This is a genomic window from Labrys wisconsinensis (assembly GCF_030814995.1).
GTDB lineage: Bacteria > Pseudomonadota > Alphaproteobacteria > Rhizobiales > Labraceae > Labrys > Labrys wisconsinensis.
This window is the reverse complement of sequence record NZ_JAUSVX010000010.1, coordinates 199,658-218,238: the sequence shown is the minus strand read 5'-3', so window position 1 is coordinate 218,238 and position 18,581 is coordinate 199,658. Positions and strand designations below refer to the sequence as shown.

Genomic DNA, 18,581 nt, shown 5'->3' with positions numbered 1-18,581 from the left:
TAGAGAGTGCGTGCAATTTTCGGGCTCGGTGGCGGAGATCGTAGCGAAATGCACCACGAGGAGCCGAAAAGCCGAAGGGCTTCCCTCCGACCGCGGCTCGACGCGATCGATCGCAAGATCCTCAGGCATCTGGTCGAAGACGGCCGCATGTCGAACCTCGACGTCGCCGAGAGGGTCGGCCTGTCGCCGACGCCCTGCAGTCGGCGCATCCGGCAACTGGAAGAGTCCGGCGTGATCGACGGCTATTCGGCCAGGATCAATCCGGCTGCCCTCGGGCTGAAGCTTTGCGTGGTGATGTTCGTGAAGCTGTCCCGCTATGGACCCGAAGGCCATGAGCAGTTCCTCGAGGCAATCGGCAAGAGGCCGGAGATCACCGAATGCCTGCTGGTGAGCGGCCGGAGCGACTACCTCCTGCGGGTCTGGGTCGAGGACACCGACGCCCTGCGCGAGTTCACGATCAACGCGCTCCAGGGCATTCCGGCCGTGGCCGAGACGTCGACGATGCTCGTGCTCAACCAGATCACCTATCCCCTGGCCGATCTGCGTTGATGCTCGGGCTGCCGGGCGGCGATCTCGCCGGCCGCTCGTGCAGGGTGATCATCAGCAGCTTCAGCCCCGGTGCGCCGGCGGCCGCACCGCCCGCTGATCCGCGGCGGGTCCCGCGACGTATCCGTCCCTGCCCGCAACCGGCATGAAGGCAGCGACGATGGCCTATCTCGTGAGCTATGTGGCGACAGGCGTCGTCTTCCTCGCGCTCGACGGCCTCTGGCTCAGTCGGATGGCCGGCGCGCTCTACCGGCCGAAGCTGGGCCCGCTGCTGGCGGAGACGGTGAACCTGCCGCCCGCGGTGCTGTTCTATGCCCTCTACATCGCCGGCGTGGTCGTGTTCGCGGTCCAGCCCGCGCTCGCCTCCGGCCGCTGGACCACGGCGCTGGCGCTCGGCGCGCTGTTCGGGCTCGTCGCCTACGGCACCTACGACCTCACCAACCATGCCACCCTGCGGGACTGGCCGGTGATCGTCACCGTCGCCGACATGGCCTGGGGCACGGCGCTGACCGCGATCGCGGCCACGGCCGGCATGCTGGTCGCGCAGCGCGCGGTCGGCTGGCTCAACGGCTGAGCGGGTCGTCCGCGGCCGCGGCCGGCGCGGGGCGCAGCCGGTAATGGCTGACGCCCCAGTCCTCGCCGGCCCGATGGCCGAACAGGCCTGCGGTCGCCAGGAAGAACAGCCGCCAGCGCCGCCGCCACAGCCCGGCCTCGGCGCCGTAGACCGTCTCGAGCAGCCGGTCGATCTCCGCCCGGCCGGCGTCGAAATTGGCCAGCCAGTCGAGCGCGGTCCGCTGGTAGTGGCGTCCGCTCCAGCGCCATTCCGCCTCGACGGCGAACTGGTCGGCGAAGCGATGCGCCAGACCCTCGCTCGGCATGATGCCGCCGGTGAAGAAATGCCGGGCGATCCAGTCGCCTTCGTCGCCGTCGTCGAAGCGGTAAGGCGTGGATCGGTGCGTGAAGACATGCAGGAACATCCGCCCCTGCGGCGCCAGCCAGGACCGGGCGCGGGCGAACAGGATGGGCCAGTTGGCCATGTGCTCGAACATCTCGACCGAGACGATGCGCTCGAAGACGGTGTCGGGGCGGAAGACGTTCATGTCGGCCGTGACGACCGTCACGTTGGCGAGGCCGCGCTCTCGCGCCTGCGCCTGGATGTGGCGGCCCTGGAGCGGCGAGTTCGACACCGCGACGATGCTCGCAGCGGGGAAGCGCTCGGCCATGAACAGGGTCAGCGAGCCCCAGCCGCAGCCGAGCTCCAGGATATGCTGCCCATCGGCGAGATCGGCGTGGCGGGCGGTCTCCTCCAGGGCCCGCATCTCGGCGTCCGCGAGCGTGTCGCTCTCGCGCTCGTAGAGGCAGCAGGAATATTTGCGGCGCGGACCGAGGATCAGGCCGAAGAAGGCAGGAGGCAGGGCATAGTGCTGGTCGTTGGCGCGGTCGGCGTGCTCGGCCACCGGCCGGCTGGCCATGGCCTGCGCGAAGCGGCTCTCCTCGCCGGCCGGCACGGCCCCGAGGCTGCGCGCCGTGCGGCCGACGAGGAGGCCGATGCCCAATCGCGTCACGGCATCGGGCAGTGGCAGGCGCTCGGCGAGGCGGCCGGCCGCGGCGATCAGGTTCATGGGTCTCCGGCTCCGTTCGCCGGCCGCCGCGGTGGGCCCGGCCAGAAGGCATTCACCCGCCGCTGGTAGGCGCGGTAGGCATCGCCGCGCGAGCGCAGCATGTGGGCCTCCGTCGGCGGAATGCCGGAGGCGTGCGCGAGCAGTCCGTACATCAGGAGCGGGCCGAGCAGGGCGAGGAAGCCGAAGGGATAGCCGCCACCCGCGGACTCGATCGCGATCACGGGGTAGGCGACCCAGGCGAGCCACTCGAAGACATAGTTGGGGTGGCGCGACACGCCCCACAGGCCGCTGTCGCAGACGCGGCCGCGGTTGGCGGGATCGGCGCGAAACCGCGCCAGCTGGCGGTCGGCGACGGCCTCGCCCGCGACGGCCGCGGCGAGGATCGCCGCGCCGACGAGGTCGCCGGCCCGGATGGCGGGCAGCGGGTTGCGGGCCGCGGCCGCGATGGCGAGCACCAGAAGGATGGCCGCGGCGGCCTGGATCTGCAGGAACCAGAACAGGCGGGCGGGCGCCCGCTCGCCCCAGTCCCGCCTCAGCTGGGCATAGCGCGGGTCGTCCCCGCCGCCCAGCGTGCGGCGCAGGATATGGCCGCCGAGGCGCAGCGACCATGCCGCTGCGAGCGCTGCGACGAAGAGCTGCCGGGGCATCCAGGTGGCCGGACCGGCCGGGACGAGGGCCGCCGCGACGCCGCCGGCTCCGACCGCGAAGGACCAGATCACGTCGATCCAGCCGTGATTGCCGCTGCGCAGCGCGACGAGCCAGGCCGTGGCCATGGTCGCGGCGAGCGCGACGGCGAGGCTCGCCAGGAGCGGGATCATGCTCATGTCGCGGCCTGCGGCCCGGTCACGGACCGGATGAAGGCGGCTGTGTCCGCGAGGACGGGCGCGAGCGGGCGCAGCGGCCACCCGAAGGCGCCGATCAGGGTGCGGTGGTCCACCCAGTCATAGAGCCTGGTGTCGACGCGCCCGCCGCGCGCACGGATGCGCGCCGCCAGGCGCTCGGTGTTGCCCGGGTCGACGGTGGCGTCGTGCGCGCCGGTGGCGAGGAACACCGGCGCCTCGCCGCCGTCGACGAAGGTGATCGGCTGGGTGCGCTCGAGCGCCGGGCCGGTGCCGAAGATCGCCTCCAGCGTCCGGCTGTGCAGCGGCAGGAAGTCGTAGGGGCCGGCCAGGCCGACCATGCCCCGGAGGTCCCGGGTGGCGTCGAGGCCCACATCCGCCAGCCATTGCCGGTCGAAGGTGAGCATGGCGGCGATGTGGGCGCCGGCGGAATGGCCGACCAGGACCAGGCGCCCGCCATCCCCGCCGAATTGGGCGGCGTGGTCGTGCGCCCATCGCACCGCGAGCGCCGCGTCCTGAAGGAAGGCGGGAAAGCGGACCTGCGGATAGACGCGATAGTCCGGCACCACGGTCACGAAGCCTCGGCCGGCCAGGGCCGCGGCGATGAAACGGTAGGATCCGCGCTCGCCTTCTTCCCAGCCGCCGCCGTAGAAGAACACCACGACCGGGCGCCCCTGGCCCGGGCCGGCGGGGACATAGACGTCCAGCCCGTGCCGCGGCCCGTCGGCATAGGACAGTCCGGTGCGCTCGCTGCAGTCCTCGGCGCGGGCGAAGGCATTGAGCACGGCCAGGGGCGCCAGCCATGCGGCCGCGGCGCAGCCGAGGATCGCTGCGGCGACGAGCAGGCTCCAGGCGCGCGCCATCGTTCAGAGGCGGATGAAGGGCTGGATCAGGCGGCCCAGCCATCCGGAGAGCCGCATCTCGCCTTCGAGGGCGGCAAGGCAGATGCACTCGCCCTCCGGGTCGACGACCGGCTGGTGCTCGACCTCCGCGCCCATCTCCGTCAGGTCGCCGGGCCCGTAGCGTCCGAAGCTGTCGGAGAAGGATCCGAACAGGACCTGCGTGAACTCGGTGCCGGTGTGGCCGTGCTCCGGCAGCTTGCGGTCGGGACCGACGCGCAGCAGCGTCAGCCGGGCTTCCCGGTTCTGCGGCACGGTGACGGTGCTCGCCCGGATGCCGATGCCGATCCAGCGCCAGGGGCCGATCTCGCAGTCCCGCAGCGGCTCGGGCAGGACGATGCCGTGGGGCAGCCGGCCCGACCCCGGCGCCGGCGCCGGAGGGGGCGGCGGCTCGGGACGGTCGAGGCGATGAAGCAGGGCGGCGAAGGCGTCCGGCGCCATGGCCTCCGGCTCGATCTCCTCCAGCATCATTCCCCCGACGGCCTCGAACGCGGCGAGGCGGCTCCGGCAGGCCGGGCAGCCGGACAGGTGGGTCGCGACCACGAGGGCCGGGCCGGCCGGCAGGTGGCCGGCTGCATGGCGCAGCAGCGTCTCGTCGGTCGGGTGATGGGAGATGGTCATGAGTCGCCTTCCAGGAGAGTGCGCAGCCTGGCGAGGGCAAGGCGGACGCGCGACTTGACCGTGCCGAGCGGCAGGGCGAGCTCGCGCGCGATCTCGGCATGGGCCTTGTCGCCGAAGAACGACAGGCGCAGCACCGCCGCCTGCTCCTCGGACAGCGCCTGCACCGCCGCCCGCACGCGGGCCTCGCGCTCGGAGGCCATGAGCAGCGCTTCGCCGGAGGGGCCGGCGTCCGTATCCCAGGCCGGACCGGCCTCCGCGGCGCTGCCGGCCCGGGCCCGGCGGAGATGGTCGATGCGCAGGTTCCGCGCGATGGTGAAGATCCAGGTCGAGGCGCCGGCCCGTGCGGGGTCGAAATAGGACGCCTTGCGCCAGACCGCGAGCATGACCTCCTGGGCGATCTCCTCGGCGGTGTTGGCGGCGAGGCCGGACCGGATCAGGAAAGCCTTCAGGCGCGGCGCGACGTGGCGATAGAGCAACGCGAAGGCCTGCCTGTCGCGCTCTGCGGCAATCCTCAGGATCAGCCGGTCGAGATCGCCCCCGGCCGGCACGGGCTGGTCACTCAACGAACGCGTCACACGCACCCCTCGCTGCGCTGCCGGAGCGGATGAGCGGTCGCGGGATCGGGCATGCTCCAGCAAGGCATTCATGCACGCTTCTACGCGCCGCATCGAGGGTTGGATCATCGCAGCGGCGGTGATCCAGCGAAAGGCGGTCTTCGTACATGCAGCCGAGAACGTCGAACGCTTGGCTCACCGCGAAAGCCGCCCATGACATTTCGACAGGACATCGTGCCTGGCCCGCCGCTGCGGATCGCCGTGGTCGGCAGCGGCATTTCCGGGCTCTCGGCGGCCTGGCTGCTGTCGACGCGCCACGTGGTGACGCTGTTCGAGGCGGAGGAGCGGCTCGGCGGCCACAGCAACACGGTCGATGTCGCCGGGGTGCCGGTCGATACCGGCTTCATCGTCTACAACGAGACGACCTATCCCAACCTCACGGCCCTGTTCGCCCATCTCGGCGTGGGCACCCGGGAGACGGAGATGTCGTTCGCCGTCTCGATCGACGGCGGACGGCTCGAATATTGCGGGTCCGGGCTGCGCGGCCTGTTCGCCCAGCCGCGCAACCTCGCCGCGCCCCGCTTCTGGGCGATGCTGCGCGACCTCCTGCGCTTCTACCGGGAGGCGCCGCGCGACCTGCCCGCCATGGGCGCCGCCAGCCTCGACGCCTATCTCGACGCCGGAGGCTACGGCACCGCGTTCCGCCAGGACCATCTCTATCCCATGGCCGCCGCCATCTGGTCGACCGCGGCCGCCGAAGTCGGGCGCCATCCTGCGGCCGCCTTCGTGCGGTTCTGCGACACCCACGGCCTGCTCAAGCTGACCGGGCGACCGGCCTGGCGCACGGTCGCCGGCGGCAGCCGCAGCTACGTCGCGCGGCTGCGCCAGGCCATGCGGGGCCGGGTGCGGGCGGGTTGCGCGGTCGGGCGCGTGCGGCGCGTGACGGGCGGCGTCATGCTGACCGACGCAGCCGGGCAGGACCACCGGTTCGACCACGCCGTGCTGGCCACCCATGCCGACCAGGCGCTCGCCCTGCTGGAGCCGCCGCTCGCCGAGGAATCGCGCCTGCTCGGCGCCTTCCGCTACAGCCGCAACGAGGCGGTGCTGCACGGCGACCCCCGCCTGATGCCGCGGCGGCGCGCGGCCTGGGCGGCCTGGAACTACCTCACCTTGCGGCAGGGCGGCGAGCGGCTCTGCGTCACCTACTGGATGAACCGCCTGCAAGGCATCCCGGACGCCCTGCCGCTGTTCGTCACCCTCAACCCGGTCGTGGCGCCCGATCCGGCTGCCGTCCTGCACCGCGCGGTCTACGAGCACCCTCTGTTCGACGCCGGCGCCATGGCCGCGCAGCGCCGCCTGTGGCGCCTGCAGGGCCGGGGCGGCGTCTGGTTCTGCGGGGCCTATTTCGGCGCCGGCTTTCACGAGGACGGCCTGCAGTCCGGCCTCGCCGTCGCCGAGGCGCTGGGCGGCGTGCGCCGTCCCTGGACGGTGCCGGAGGAATCCGGGCGCATCCATCTCGGCCGCGCGGTGCATGCAACGGCCGAGCCGGAGCCGGCGCTATGAGCGAGCTGCGCTCCGCCCTCTATGCCGGCACGGTGAGGCACGTGCGGCTGAAGCCGCGCCGGCACCGGCTGGCCTACCGCATGGTCTCCGTCCTGCTCGACCTGGACGAGCTGGAGGACCTGTCCCGGCGCCTCTGGCTGTTCTCGCGCAACCGCTTCAACCTGTTCAGCTTCCACGATCGAGACCATGGCAGCGAGCGGGGCCGGCCTCCGTCGGCGGGCGGGCTGAAGGCCGAGGTCGAGGCCCTCCTGCGCACCGCCGGGCTGGCGCCGGACGGCGGCGCGGTCCGGCTGCTGGCGATGCCGCGCATCCTCGGCTATGCCTTCAACCCCCTCAGCGTCTATTTCTGCCACCGCCGCTCCGGCGAGCTGATGGCGGTGCTCTACGAGGTCAACAACACGTTCGGCCAGAGGCATTCCTACCTCATCCCGGTCGAGGCCGCGGACGGGCCGGTGCTGCGCCAGCATGCCGCCAAGCGCTTCCATGTCTCGCCGTTCATGGACATGGAGCTGACCTACGCCTTCCGGGTCCTGCCGCCGGGAGACGGCCTCGCCGTCGCCATCCTGGTCAGCGGCGCCGACGGCCCGGTGCTCAGCGCGGTGCACACCGCCGCGCGACGCCCGCTGACCGACCGCCAGCTCGCCCGCGCGGCTTTCGCCTACCCCCTGCTGACGTTCAAGGTCGTCGCCGCCATCCATTGGGAGGCGCTGTGGCTCTGGGCAAAGGGCATCGGGCTGCGTGCCCGCCCGGCGCCGCCGGCCGCCGCGGTCAGCATTGTCCCCTCATCCCGGCCTGGAGGACGATGACGCATGCATGTCGACACCGACCGCCGCGACGACCTGCCGGAAGCGCTGGCCGGGACCGAGGGCCGGTCCGGCCCGAGGGACCTGATCCTGAAGCGCCTGCTCGGCAGCCTGGCGGCCGGCCGCCTCGCCATCGTCACGCCGGAGCAGCGGCGGCTGGCCGGGCGCGGCGCGGCGCCGGGCCCGGACGCGACCCTGGTGCTGCATCGCTGGCGCGCCCTGCGCCGGCTCCTGACCGGCGGCGATGTCGGCTTCTCCGAGGCCTATGTCGCGGGTGACTGGTCCAGCCCGGACCTGGCTGCCCTCGTCGAGCTGGCCGCCCTCAACGTGCCCCAGCTCGAGGCGCGGCTGGCGGCGCTGCTGCCGCTGCGCCTGTGGAACCGGCTGCGCCATGCGCTGCGCGGCAATTCGCCGGACGGCAGCCGGCGCAACATCGCCTTTCACTACGACCTCGGCAACGCCTTCTACCGTCTCTGGCTCGACCGGAGCATGAGCTATTCCTCCGCGCTCTACGAAGCGCCCGGCCAGAGCCTGGAGGAGGCGCAGGCGGCAAAGATCCGGCGCGTCCTCGCGCTCATGGACGTCCGGAGCGGCGACACGGTGCTGGAGATCGGCTGCGGCTGGGGCGGCCTCGCGGCCGCCCTCGCCCGGCGCGGCGCCGACGTCACCGGCCTCACCCTGTCGCGCGAGCAGCTCGCCTACGGCACCGCCATGCTGGCCGGGGAGGGGCTCGACGGCCGTGCCCGCCTGCGCTTCCAGGACTACCGCGAGGCGGAGGGCCGCTATGATCGCATCGTCTCCATCGAGATGCTGGAAGCGGTCGGCGAGCGCTACTGGCCCATCTATTTCCGCAAGGTGAGGGAGTGCCTGAAGCACGGCGGCACGGCGGTGCTCCAGGTCATCACCATCGCCGAGGACCGGTTCGAGGGCTATCGCCGCAACACCGACTTCATCCAGCGCCACATCTTCCCCGGCGGGATGCTGCCCACCAAGGCCCTGATCGCCACCCATGCCCGGCGGGCGGGGCTCGACCTGGTCGGGCTGGAGAGCTTCGGCGCCAGCTATGCCCTGACCCTGGCCGAGTGGCGCCGGCGCTTCGGCGCCGCCCGCCGCGACATCGACAGGCTCGGCTTCGGCGAGGAGTTCCGGCGCCTGTGGGACTATTATCTCGGCTACTGCGAGGGCGGCTTCCGCGCCCGCGCCATCGACGTCGGCTTCTACACGCTCCGGGGCTGAAGCGCGATCGCTTCAGGTTGAATCGAGAGCGCTCTGCATCTCCTTGTTCCTGCGCATTTTTTCACGCGAGTGCCGGTCCGCTGGAAAATGCTTTGGGGCTCCGGGCTCGCCCGGATGAGCGGCAATCGCGCCTGGGCGCCGCTCACTTCGTGCGGGACCAGGATACCGTCTTGCACAGGATCTGGCCGAGGATGCAGCCGCGTGTCTCCAGCCGCTTGGCCCCGACCTGCATCTCCAGCGCATAGGTGAGGTTCCGCTTCGGGTCGAAGGCGGAGCCTGCCAGCGTCGAGCCGCCCTTCGGCGCAAGGCTCATGACGAGGCGGTCGCCGACCGCCTCTCCGCTGGACGGGTCCCGGATCCAGAGATTGGTGGCGCACAGCTTGGCGCCGCAGGGGGCGATCCGCACCCGGGCATTGCCGTCGCCGCGCATCCAGATGCCATAGGGAGCGGCCACGCCGCGCTCGGCGGCGGCCGCCACGGACAGCACGAGGGAGAGAGGCAGGGCGATCAGCATGCGCATGGCGGGCCTCGCGGTGAATCCGGCGGGGGACGATGCGCATTGTACGCAGGCCGGCCGCCGGCGGATCTGCGGTGCCGGCTCCGGCCCGTTACGGCGCCGCGCCCGGCGCCATGCCCGCCGGCAGGTTCACCACATTCCCCGGCGTCCCGTCCTCCCTGTACAGCCCGAAGCTGTCCTCCCGTGTCCGGCCGGGCTGGTCGAAGGCGTTCCAGATCACCATTGCCGGGACCTTGCCGGGGAAGGCGGCGGCCGCCGCCGCGGCTTTCGCGAAGCCCTGGCGCACACGCTCCGGGCCCTGGCGCGCCGGCGCGAAGCCGAGCTCGCCGAGGATCACGCGGTCGCAGGTGGCGAGCAGGCGGGGGAGGTCGTCCTGCAGCGCGCCGCGGTTGGTGCTGTTGTAGGAGGAGAAGGAGCAGAGCGGGCGCTTGCCGGCCCGGGCCAGGGCGGCGAAGACGGTGCGGGAAACGTCGCAGCGGGTCTTGCAGTTGCGCGGGCCGAGATAGGCGAGGTTGAACTCCGGCGCATGCTCGACGTCGAAGCCGGGATGGGCGGCGCGGAAGGTTTGCACCACGGCGTCGCGCAGCTGCATCCAGTCGACGAAATGCGCCAGCCGCCGGTCGAGGCCGTCGCCCGTCGGCGTGTCGCAGCTCGCGGTGAACGCGGGCTGGCGGGCATAGCGCACCACGCTGCCGCAATAGACCTGGTTGTCGCCCTCCCAGTTGGAGAGCACGATCTCGACCGACCGACCGGCGAAACGGTGCTGCAGCGTCTCCAGAACGCCGGTCAGCTCGGCGGTGATCGCCTGGCGGCGCTCGGGGGTCAGCCCGTCGGCGAGCACGCCCTTCGAGGCGCTTTCGTGCAGGGTGATCATCAGGAGCCGCAGGCCGGGCGCGTCGAAGGCCGGGCTGTCCAGCGCCTGCCGGAGGAAGCAGGCGGTGTCGGCGCCCGCGCCGCAGCGGGTGCGGTCGATGCCGATCTCGTCGAGGCTGTTCTCGGTCATCGGGATGCGGATGGCGTGAAAGCCCTGCTTCATGAGGAAGTCGACCGAGGCGTGGAAACGCTCGAGGCCCTGGCCGCGGTCGAGCTGCCCGCCCCAGAGATAGGCGCCGATCAGGGGCGCGTCGGCGGCGCCGGCCGGCGCCGCGCCGGCGAGGGCCAGCGCGAGGAGCAGGGCGGCGCGGGAGCCCCACGCATACAGGAAGGCAGGCAGAGTCATGGCAGTCTCCCGGACGGGCGGCAGTCTGGGGGGAGGGCGGGGCCGGTGCAAGCCTGCACGAGCTCCAAGGCGTCGCCTCAGGCTCCATGAGTGGACGGGCACGGTGCGCCTCGGCTCGGGTTCCGGCACGCCGGCCACGGCCGCTGCGATCGCCCTCCGGCCCGCAGACAGGTCCCCGCATCCCTGCTATCCCTGGCGGGCGCGAGCCGCCGGCGCCCTGCCGGCCGCGCCGGGCTCCCCGCCCGGTACCGTCCCTCCCGCAGCGAGTGATGCCATGCCTTTCGATCTCGTGCTCCGCAACGGCCGGGTGGTCGACCCGTCCCAGGGGATCGACCGCGTCGCCGACGTCGCCTTCGCCGGCGGCAGGGTCGCGGCGATCGGCGAGGGCCTGGAGGGCGCCGAGATGCGCGACGTCGCCGGCAGGATCGTCACGCCGGGCCTGATCGACCTGCACACCCACGTCTATTGGGGCGGCACCTCGCTCGGCGTCGATCCGGCGGATTACGCCAAGGCGAGCGCGGTCACCACATGCGTCGACACGGGCAGCGCCGGGCCGGGCAACTTTGCCGGCTTCCGCCGCCATGTCATCGAGCCCTGTCCGGTGCGCGTGCTGGTCTATCTCCACGTCTCCTTCGCCGGCATCTTCGGCTTCTCGCACCGGATCATGGTCGGCGAGAGCCACGACATCCGCCTGATGGCGGCGCGCGACGCGGTCGAGGTGGCCGAGGCCAACCGGGACCTGATCATCGGCATCAAGGTCAGGATCGGCCTCCACGCCAGCGGGCCGGCCGGCATCGCTCCGCTCGACATCGCGCTGCAGGTCGCCGACGAGACCGGCCTGCCGATGATGGTGCATATCGACGAGCCGCCGCCCTCCTACGAGGCGGTGGTCGAGCGCCTGCGCCCCGGCGACGTGCTGACCCATTGCTTCCGGCCGTTCCCGAATGCGCCGGTCGCCGGCAACGGTTCGATCAAGCCCGAGGTGCTGGCGGCGCGCGAGCGCGGCGTGCTGTTCGACATCGGCCACGGCATGGGCTCCTTCGGCTGGAAGACGGCGCGGGCCATGCTCGACCACGGCTTCCTGCCCGACACCATCTCCTCGGACGTGCATGCCCTGTGCATCAACGGCCCGGCCTACGACCAGGTCACGACGCTCTCCAAGTTCCTGGCGCTCGGCATGCCGCTCGATCAGGTGATCGCCGCCTCCACCGTCAACGCCGCCAGGGCGCTGGGCCGGCCGGAGCTCGGCACGCTCAAGCCCGGCTCGGTGGGCGATGCCAGCATCCTGTCGCTGAGGGAGGGGGCCTTCCCGCTGGAGGACGTGCGCGGCGAGGTGGTGACGGCCGGCGAGCGCCTGTTCGCCGAGGGCCTGGTGGTCGCCGGCCGGGCCTGGCCGGCATGAGACCCGCGCGCTGAAGGAGGCCATCATGCTGCAGCAACCGCCGGCGCAGCCCGGCATGCGCGAGGACGCGGTCGACACGCCCGCGCTGATCGTCGACCTCGACGCCTTCGAGGCCAATCTCGACCATATGGCCGGGCTCGTCGCCGCGGCCGGCGTCAGGCTGCGCCCGCACGCCAAGACGCACAAGTCGCCGGTCGTCGCGCATCTGCAGGCGGCGCGCGGCGCGGTCGGCCAGTGCGTGCAGAAGGTCGGCGAGGCCGAGGTCCTGGCCTGGGGCGGCGTTCCCGACATCCTCGTCTCCAACGAGGTGGTCGATCCGGCGAAGCTGGCGCGCCTGGCCGCGCTGGCGCGCATCGCCCGCATCGGCCTCTGCGCCGATGATCCCCGCGGCGTCGACGCCGCCGCCGCGGCTGCGGCGGATGCCGGCGTGCGCCTGCGCGTGCTGGTCGAGATCGACGCCGGCGGCGGCCGCTGCGGCGCGGCGCCGGGGCCGGATGCGACGGCGCTCGCCCGGCGCATCGCCGCGAGCCCGCACCTGATCTTCGGCGGCATCCAGGCCTATCACGGGCTGGCCCAGCACCTGCGCACCCCGGAGGAGCGGGCGGCGGCGGTCGGCGCGGCCGTGGAGCGGGCCGGCAGCGTGGTGGAGGACCTCCGTCGCCACGGCCTCGCCTGCGAGGTGGTGACGGGGGCCGGCACCGGCAGCTTTGCGCTGGAGGCGGCCAGCGGCGTGTTCACCGAGCTGCAGGCCGGCTCCTACGTGTTCATGGATGCCGACTATGCCCGCAACCAGGCGCCGCCGCCGTTCCGCCAGGCGCTGTTCGTGCTCGCCGGCGTGATGAGCGCGCCGCGCCCGGGCACCGCGGTGGTCGATGCCGGCCACAAGGCCGTGGCGATCGACAGCGGCCTGCCGCTGGTCTCGGGCCGGCAGGACGTGCGCTATGTCGCCGCCTCCGACGAGCACGGGCAGCTGGCGCTCGACCCCGGCGCCGAGCCGCTGGCTCTCGGCCAGCGCCTGCGCCTGGTCCCCGGCCATTGCGACCCGACGGTCGACCGGCACGACTGGTATGTCGGCGTGCGGCGGGGCCGGGTGGAGCGCCTGTGGCCGGTGGCGGCGCGCGGCGCCATGGCGTGAGGGGGCGCTGTGCTCGCCGACGACGAAATCCCTGGCATGGGCGATGGTCCTTGCTGATCCTTGCCCCCTCAGCGGGATGTATTACATATTGGTACACGACGATTCGTCACGAACAGCAAGGTGCTCCGATGGGTCGCAACACCTCCGTCACGCTGGGGGATCATTTCGCCAGCTTCATCAGCGATCAAGTGCGGGCAGGCCGCTACGGCTCGGCCAGTGACGTTGTGCGGGCAGGGCTTCGGCTTCTGGAAGACCATGAGGCCAAGGTGAAGGCCCTGCAGGATGCCCTCATTGCCGGCGAGCAGTCGGGCGAGCCCCGCCCTTTCGATTTCGAGGAATTCAAAGCCCGCAAGCGCGCGGAGTATGAGGACCGATGAAGTCCCTTGCCCTCTCGCCTGCGGCGGAGGCGGACCTCGACTATATTTGGGACTACAGCGCCGAGCATTGGGGACCGGATCAGGCAGACCGCTATACGGATGAAATCCGCGACGCCTGCCATGGTCTGGCCTCCGGTGCCAGACGAGGCCGGCCGGTCGACATACGCTCTGGCTACCTGAAATACGCCGCCGGATCGCATATGGCCTATTTCCGTGACCACGGTGATCGACTGGAAATCATCCGCATTCTGCACCAGAAGCAGGACGTGAGCAGGAATCTGCCAGACTAGCCGTTCTCTTGTCCAATCGGCATGAACCCCAGCACGTCCTGCATGTCATATGCGCCCGGCGCCCGCCCGACGATCCAGCGGGCGGCGGCGAGGGCGCCGCGGGCGAACATGCCGCGGTCGTGCGCCGCATGAGACAGGGTGAGGGTCTCGCTCTCGGCCGCGAAAACCACGCTGTGCTCGCCGACGATGCCGCCGCCGCGCAGCACGGCGAAACCGATCTCGCCGGGCGGACGCGGGCCGGCCAGGCCGTCGCGTCCGCGCCGCTCCACCGCGGCGAGCGCGACGCCGCGGCCCGCGGCGGCGGCCTCGCCCAGCATCAGCGCCGTGCCGGAAGGCGCGTCGAGCTTGCGGCGGTGATGGGCCTCGAGGATCTCGATATCCCAGGCCTCGGCCGGCAGGGCGCGGGCGGCCTGGGCCACCAGCCCGAGCAGCATGGCGAGGCCGAGCGAGAAATTGCCGGCGCGCACGATCGGGATGCGGCGGGCCGCCTCGGCGACGGCCGCGAGCTCGGGCGGCTCGAAGCCGGTGGCGCCGATCACCAGCGCCGGCCCGCCGCGCGCGGCGCAGGCCTGCGCCAGGGCGGCCGAGGCGGCGCCGGTGGTGAAGTCGAGCACCACGTCGGCGGCGGCGAGCGCGGCGGCCCTGTCGACGAGGCCGTCCCGCTCGTCGCCCGGCCGGCCGAAGCGGGCGGCGAGCACCAGCCCCGGCTCGTCGGCCAGGGCTTCGATCACCGCCCGGCCCATATGGCCGCGTGCGCCGGCCACCGCGATCCTGATCGGTGACGCCATGACGCTCCTCCCGCGAAAGCGGCAGGCATAGCGCATGCGACCGGCTCGGACATCCGGAATCGAAGGCCTCGGCGGCGCGCGGATACGCGACGCGCCGTTCCGATCAGCGAGGATTTTCGTGGCGATGCGCGGACGCCTGTTCGCGCTCCTTTGCAGGTCCGGCGCTAGCCGGAGCCCGGCAGGGGCGGCTGCGGGCCGGCCGGCGTCTCGACATGCTCGACATCGTCGTCGGCGTCGGGCGCCTTTGCCGTGGCGGCCTCCTCGGCGAGCTTGCGCGCCAGCTCGGGCGTGACGCCGCGCCGAAGGGCGTCCGAGAGCGACTCCCTGTTGCCCTCGCCGCCGGGGCCGCTGGCGAGGACCGCCTCGTCCGATTCCACGTCGTATTCGGGCGAACCCTCGCGATCGCGCTTGAATCCCATCACCGCCTCCCTGGTCCGGCGGCGGCCCATGGCCACCCGAGGCGGTCGACCATGGCGCCGGCACGTCGACCCTCAACGGCGGTGGCGGCGATTTGTTCCGGCATGCCTCGGGCCCTGGCGATGCCGGCCGCCGGAACCGAAAGCCGGCGGGGACGTTGCAACAGGCCGGCCATCCCGCGCGCCCGGCCGCGGCCGCAGGAGAGGGAGGACCACCATGACGGCTGCGGCAGGGGGCGAGACGGGGGCAGGGCGCGGCCTCGGGGCGCTCAGGGCGCTGAACTTCTTCATGGCCGACATCCAGGCCGGCGTCGGGCCTTTTCTCGGCGTCTATCTCCTGGCGCACGGCTGGGAGAGCGGCCTCATCGGCACGGTCATGACCATCGGCGGCGTCGCCGGCATGCTGGTGACGGCGCCGGCCGGCGCCCTGATCGACGCGACCTCGCGCAAGCGGGCCTATGTCGTCGGCTCGGCCGCCTGCACCGTGGTCGCCTCGGCGCTCGTCCTGATGTCGCAGCAGTTCTGGCTGGTGGCGGCGTCCCTCGTCGCCACCGCCATCGCCGGCAGCGCCATCGTCCCGGCGGTCGCCGGCATCACGCTCGGCATGGTGCGCCAGAAGGGCTTCAATCGCCAGAACGGGCAGAACCAGGCCTTCAACCATGCCGGCAACATGGTCGGCGCCGGCCTCTCCGGCCTGCTCGGCTGGGCCTTCGGCCTGCCGGCGGTGTTCTGCCTCGCGGCCGTGTTCGGCGTGCTGACGGTGACCTCGGCGCTGATGATCCCGGCCGAGGCGATCGACGACGATGCCGCGCGCGGAGCCGGGGAGGGCGGCGACCGGGCCCATCGGGTCAGCGGCCTCTCCGTCCTGGTGGAATGCCGCCCCCTCCTGGTGCTGGCCGCCGCGCTCGCCTGCTTCCATCTCGGCAACGGGGCGATGCTGCCGCTCTACGGGCTGGCCGTGGTCGCGGCCGGGCGGGGCGACCCCGCGAGCTTCACCGCCATGACCATCGTCGTGGCGCAGGCGGTGATGATCGTCGCATCCCTGGTCGCGATGCGCATGGCCGAGCGGCGCGGCTACTGGCTCGTGCTGCTGATCTCGTTCCTGGCCCTGCCGGTCCGCGGCCTGATCGCGGCCAACCTCATCGACTGGCGGGGCGTCTATCCCGTGCAGGTCCTCGACGGGGTCGGCGCCGGCCTGCAGAGCGTCGCCGTTCCCGGCCTCGTCGCCCGCATCCTCAACGGCACCGGCCGGGTCAATGTCGGCCAGGGCACGGTGATGATGGTGCAGGGCCTGGGCGCCTCGCTCAGCCCCGCCATCGGCGGCTGGATCGCGCAGGCCCGGGGCTACCCCGCGGCCTTCCTCGTGCTCGGCGGCTTCGCCCTGGCCGCGGTCGCGCTCTGGATCGGCTTCGGCGCCTTGCTGCGGCCGGCTTGCCGGCAGGATGCGTCCGCGCCGGCCGCCGGGGAGGGCGGAGCCCGCACGGCGGCCGGCTCCGCCTGACGCCTGTGCGGCTCGGCGCGGCGGTCAGCTCATGCCGGGATAGGACGGGTCGAGCACGAAGGGATGCGGCCCTGGGAAGCGCTCGACATAGGCCATGTGGGTGACGAGGCCGGCCTCTTCGCTCCAGAGGTGGAGCTGGTAGGCCGGCGGCTCGAACACCATGGAGCCGGCATCGCGCGGATCGAGATCCAGCGTCACCTGATGGGCGACGGAGGGGCCGGTCGAGGCGATGGTGCCGGCCCAGCGCCGGTGGATCGGGCGGTGATGATGGCCGCAGAGCACGCGCTCCACCTGGTGATGGCGGGCGACGATCGCCTCCATCGCTTCGGCGCCGTCGAGGAGGCGGATCACGTCCATGTGGCGGATGCCGCAGTCGAAGGGCGGATGGTGCATGAAGACGATGGTCGGCGCATGCGGCCGGGCGGCGAGCGTCTCGTCGAGCCAGGCGAGGCTCTGCGCGTCGAGCTCGCCGCGGCTGGCGCCCGGCACCACGGTGTCGAGGGCGATCAGGCGCACCGGATGGTCCTCGACCGCGTAGCGCACCCGCTGCGCGCCCGGTGCGATGCCGGGATAGCCGGCGAAGACGTCCGTGAGGTTCTCGCGGCGGTCATGATTGCCCGGGATCAGGTAGACCGGCATGTCGAGCCGGTCGAGCAGGCCCTTCAGGAGCTGGTACTCCTCCACCAGCCCGCAATCGGTGAGGTCGCCTGAGATGATCAGGCAGTCCGGCCGCGACGGCAGCGCGCGCACCGCGTCGACGGCGCGCCGGGTGAACATGGTGGTCTCGGAGACGCGATAGGCCGGCTGGCCGGAGGGGCGGACGTGCAGGTCGGTGAGGTGGGCGATGAGCATGGGATCGGTCCGGGCAGACAGGGAAGAGGGCGGCGCAGGGCCGCCCTCGCTGGAGACGAGACGTCAACGAGCGCTCATTTCGGCAGGTTCAGCGCCGTTTCCTCGACATAGGGCTTCATCAGCTTGTCGGCATTGGCCTGCGCCACCTTGGCCGCCTCGACCGGCGTGACCTTGCCGGACAGCATGGCCTGGACCTGGTCCTCAAGGGCCTTGCGCACCGCCACCGTGTTGTAGGTGGCGAACCAGGGCTTGGCATAGGCGAGCTGGTCGAGCGCCACCTTGGCGTCGGCGTGCTGGGCGAGGAAGTCCTTCATCTCGGGCAGGTCATAGGCCGCCTTGTTCGGAGCGAAATAGCCGGTGAAGCGGCTCCATTCGCCCGACACCGCCGGGCTGGTGAGCCAGGTGATCAGGGTCCAGGCGGCCTTCTCGCGCTCGGGCGAATTGCCCTTGGGGATGATCAGCGAGGCGCCGCCGATGGCGACGGCGTTGCGCACGTTGCGCGGGATGAAGGCGACGCGGTAATTGGCCTTCATGTTCTGGCGGATGAAGGAGAGCGAGCCGGTGGAGGAGACGATCATCGCCGCCTGGCCGCCGAAGAAGGCGTTGTTCATCGCCGGCGTCGGGATCGTGCCTTCCGGCGTCACCTTGAACTTGTGCACGAGGTCGTCGACGAAGGTGAGCGCGCCGATCATCGAGGGCGTGTCGTAATAGATCTCGCCACCGAACTCGGGATTGTAGTAGAGGCCGCCGTTCGACATGGCCAGCGCCGACATGGTCCAGCCGAGGATGTCGTAGGTGCCGGGGATCATGAAGCCCCAGCGCGTGACCTTGTCGCCGTCGCGCTTGGTCAGCTTGCGGGCGTCGTCGACGAGGTCCTGCCAGGTGACCGGCGGCTTGTCGGGGTCGAGGCCGACCTCCTTGAAGGCGTCGGCATTGTAGTAGAGCAGCGGCGTCGAATTGTGGAAGGGCACGCCGTAGATCTTGCCGCCGATGCGGGCATTGCCGTGCAGGGCCGGCCAGAACTGGTCCATGAACCCATCGGACGTCTTGCCGTCGGCCTGGACCAGCGGGTCGAGCGGCTCGATCAGGTCGTCGATATGGTACTGCGTCAGGAAGTTGGCGCTCATGATCGCCACCGCCGGCGGCTTGCCGGCGCGGATGGCGGCGCGCGTCTTGACGTCGGTCTCGTCATAGCTGCCGGTATAGGCGGCGGTCACCACGATGTCGGGATGCTCGGCGTTGAAGCGGGTGACCAGCACCTGCATCTGCTTGGCCAGGGCGCCGTCGACCGGCACGGGGAAGAACATGTCGACCGCGGTGGCCGCGAGCGTGCTGGTCGCGGTCAGCGCGGTCAGCGCCGCGGCCGCGGCGATGGATTTCAGCAAGGTCAAGGGATCGGCT

The 18,581-nt window shown here is 71.9% G+C and carries 21 protein-coding genes; 10 read left to right on the top strand and 11 right to left on the bottom strand.

Features of this window, described 5'->3' with window-relative positions; translation table 11 throughout:
• The first annotated feature begins 48 nt into the window (after positions 1-48).
• Both QO011_RS24680 and QO011_RS24675 read left to right on the top strand, forming a co-directional pair.
• On the top strand, positions 49-549 hold the full coding sequence (locus QO011_RS24680) for an Lrp/AsnC family transcriptional regulator (protein ID WP_307278193.1): 501 nt from the start codon (positions 49-51) through the stop codon (positions 547-549).
• A gap of 142 nt (positions 550-691) precedes the next feature.
• Positions 692-1,120 (top strand): DUF2177 family protein, encoded by a 429-nt coding sequence (locus QO011_RS24675; protein WP_307277880.1) that lies wholly within the window; start codon positions 692-694, stop codon positions 1,118-1,120.
• On the opposite strand, the gene QO011_RS24670 is transcribed toward QO011_RS24675, so the two are convergent.
• Genes QO011_RS24670 through QO011_RS24650 form a run of 5 tightly spaced genes read right to left on the bottom strand, consistent with a single transcriptional unit; the run spans position 1,110 to position 5,090 of the window.
• Complete coding sequence (locus QO011_RS24670; protein WP_307277878.1) at positions 1,110-2,168, bottom strand: SAM-dependent methyltransferase; 1,059 nt, start codon at positions 2,166-2,168, stop codon at positions 1,110-1,112. The two genes, QO011_RS24675 and QO011_RS24670, sit on opposite strands and share 11 nt — an antisense overlap.
• Positions 2,165-2,992 carry a DUF1295 domain-containing protein gene (locus QO011_RS24665; RefSeq protein ID WP_307277876.1) on the bottom strand — a complete coding sequence of 276 codons (828 nt, stop codon included), beginning with the start codon at positions 2,990-2,992 and terminating at the stop codon, positions 2,165-2,167. The genes QO011_RS24670 and QO011_RS24665 overlap by 4 nt, the downstream gene beginning before the upstream one ends.
• Positions 2,989-3,870, bottom strand: a complete 882-nt coding sequence (locus tag QO011_RS24660; protein ID WP_307277873.1) for an alpha/beta hydrolase — start codon at positions 3,868-3,870, stop codon at positions 2,989-2,991. The genes QO011_RS24665 and QO011_RS24660 overlap by 4 nt, the downstream gene beginning before the upstream one ends.
• A gap of 3 nt (positions 3,871-3,873) precedes the next feature.
• On the bottom strand, positions 3,874-4,527 hold the full coding sequence (locus QO011_RS24655; protein WP_307277869.1) for a ChrR family anti-sigma-E factor: 654 nt from the start codon (positions 4,525-4,527) through the stop codon (positions 3,874-3,876).
• The gene (locus QO011_RS24650; protein ID WP_307277866.1) at positions 4,524-5,090 is read right to left on the bottom strand and encodes a sigma-70 family RNA polymerase sigma factor; all 567 of its coding nucleotides are present in this window, start codon (positions 5,088-5,090) and stop codon (positions 4,524-4,526) included. The genes QO011_RS24655 and QO011_RS24650 overlap by 4 nt, the downstream gene beginning before the upstream one ends.
• A 204-nt stretch (positions 5,091-5,294) precedes the next feature.
• Between QO011_RS24650 and QO011_RS24645 the strand changes: the two genes are divergently transcribed.
• From QO011_RS24645 to QO011_RS24635, 3 genes are read left to right on the top strand one after another with little or no spacing between them, the layout of a single operon-like run.
• Positions 5,295-6,644, top strand: a complete 1,350-nt coding sequence (locus QO011_RS24645) for an NAD(P)/FAD-dependent oxidoreductase (RefSeq protein WP_307277863.1) — start codon at positions 5,295-5,297, stop codon at positions 6,642-6,644.
• A complete protein-coding gene (locus QO011_RS24640; protein WP_307277860.1) occupies positions 6,641-7,450 on the top strand; it encodes a DUF1365 domain-containing protein in 810 nt (269 codons plus the stop codon). Before QO011_RS24645 ends, QO011_RS24640 begins: the two co-directional genes overlap by 4 nt.
• Before the next feature lie 3 nt (positions 7,451-7,453).
• Positions 7,454-8,683: an SAM-dependent methyltransferase gene (locus tag QO011_RS24635; protein WP_307277858.1), complete on the top strand. Its 1,230-nt coding sequence runs from the start codon at positions 7,454-7,456 to the stop codon at positions 8,681-8,683.
• Between the two features lie 142 nt (positions 8,684-8,825).
• Here the strand turns inward: QO011_RS24635 and QO011_RS24630 are convergent, their stop codons facing one another.
• A complete protein-coding gene (locus QO011_RS24630) occupies positions 8,826-9,203 on the bottom strand; it encodes a DUF2147 domain-containing protein (RefSeq protein WP_307277855.1) in 378 nt (125 codons plus the stop codon).
• Positions 9,204-9,291: 88 nt separating this feature from the next.
• Positions 9,292-10,419, bottom strand: coding sequence for a hypothetical protein (locus QO011_RS24625; protein WP_307277853.1), 1,128 nt, complete (start codon positions 10,417-10,419; stop codon positions 9,292-9,294).
• A 274-nt stretch (positions 10,420-10,693) separates the two neighbouring features.
• Here QO011_RS24625 and QO011_RS24620 point away from each other — a divergent pair, with 274 nt between their 5' ends.
• The 4 genes from QO011_RS24620 (at position 10,694) to QO011_RS24605 (ending at position 13,623) form a co-directional block, all read left to right on the top strand.
• On the top strand, positions 10,694-11,821 hold the full coding sequence (locus QO011_RS24620) for an amidohydrolase/deacetylase family metallohydrolase (protein WP_307277850.1): 1,128 nt from the start codon (positions 10,694-10,696) through the stop codon (positions 11,819-11,821).
• A 25-nt stretch (positions 11,822-11,846) separates the two neighbouring features.
• Entirely contained in the window at positions 11,847-12,956 is a 1,110-nt protein-coding gene (locus QO011_RS24615) for a DSD1 family PLP-dependent enzyme (protein ID WP_307277849.1), read from the top strand.
• Positions 12,957-13,084: 128 nt separating this feature from the next.
• The gene (locus tag QO011_RS24610; RefSeq protein WP_307277846.1) at positions 13,085-13,333 is read left to right on the top strand and encodes a type II toxin-antitoxin system ParD family antitoxin; all 249 of its coding nucleotides are present in this window, start codon (positions 13,085-13,087) and stop codon (positions 13,331-13,333) included.
• Positions 13,330-13,623 (top strand): type II toxin-antitoxin system RelE/ParE family toxin, encoded by a 294-nt coding sequence (locus tag QO011_RS24605; protein WP_307277844.1) that lies wholly within the window; start codon positions 13,330-13,332, stop codon positions 13,621-13,623. The genes QO011_RS24610 and QO011_RS24605 overlap by 4 nt, the downstream gene beginning before the upstream one ends.
• Here the strand turns inward: QO011_RS24605 and dapB are convergent.
• Positions 13,620-14,411, bottom strand: coding sequence for a 4-hydroxy-tetrahydrodipicolinate reductase (gene dapB, locus QO011_RS24600; protein WP_307277842.1), 792 nt, complete (start codon positions 14,409-14,411; stop codon positions 13,620-13,622). The two genes, QO011_RS24605 and dapB, sit on opposite strands and share 4 nt — an antisense overlap.
• A 164-nt stretch (positions 14,412-14,575) precedes the next feature.
• Positions 14,576-14,830: a hypothetical protein gene (locus tag QO011_RS24595; RefSeq protein ID WP_307277840.1), complete on the bottom strand. Its 255-nt coding sequence runs from the start codon at positions 14,828-14,830 to the stop codon at positions 14,576-14,578.
• A gap of 214 nt (positions 14,831-15,044) precedes the next feature.
• On the opposite strand from QO011_RS24595, the gene QO011_RS24590 reads away from it, so the two are divergent.
• Positions 15,045-16,328 (top strand): MFS transporter, encoded by a 1,284-nt coding sequence (locus QO011_RS24590; protein WP_307277837.1) that lies wholly within the window; start codon positions 15,045-15,047, stop codon positions 16,326-16,328.
• Between the two features lie 24 nt (positions 16,329-16,352).
• On the opposite strand, the gene QO011_RS24585 is transcribed toward QO011_RS24590, so the two are convergent.
• Both QO011_RS24585 and QO011_RS24580 read right to left on the bottom strand, forming a co-directional pair.
• Complete coding sequence (locus QO011_RS24585; RefSeq protein ID WP_307277834.1) at positions 16,353-17,180, bottom strand: phosphodiesterase; 828 nt, start codon at positions 17,178-17,180, stop codon at positions 16,353-16,355.
• A gap of 74 nt (positions 17,181-17,254) precedes the next feature.
• Positions 17,255-18,571 carry an ABC transporter substrate-binding protein gene (locus QO011_RS24580; protein ID WP_307277831.1) on the bottom strand — a complete coding sequence of 439 codons (1,317 nt, stop codon included), beginning with the start codon at positions 18,569-18,571 and terminating at the stop codon, positions 17,255-17,257.
• Positions 18,572-18,581 lie beyond the last annotated feature (10 nt).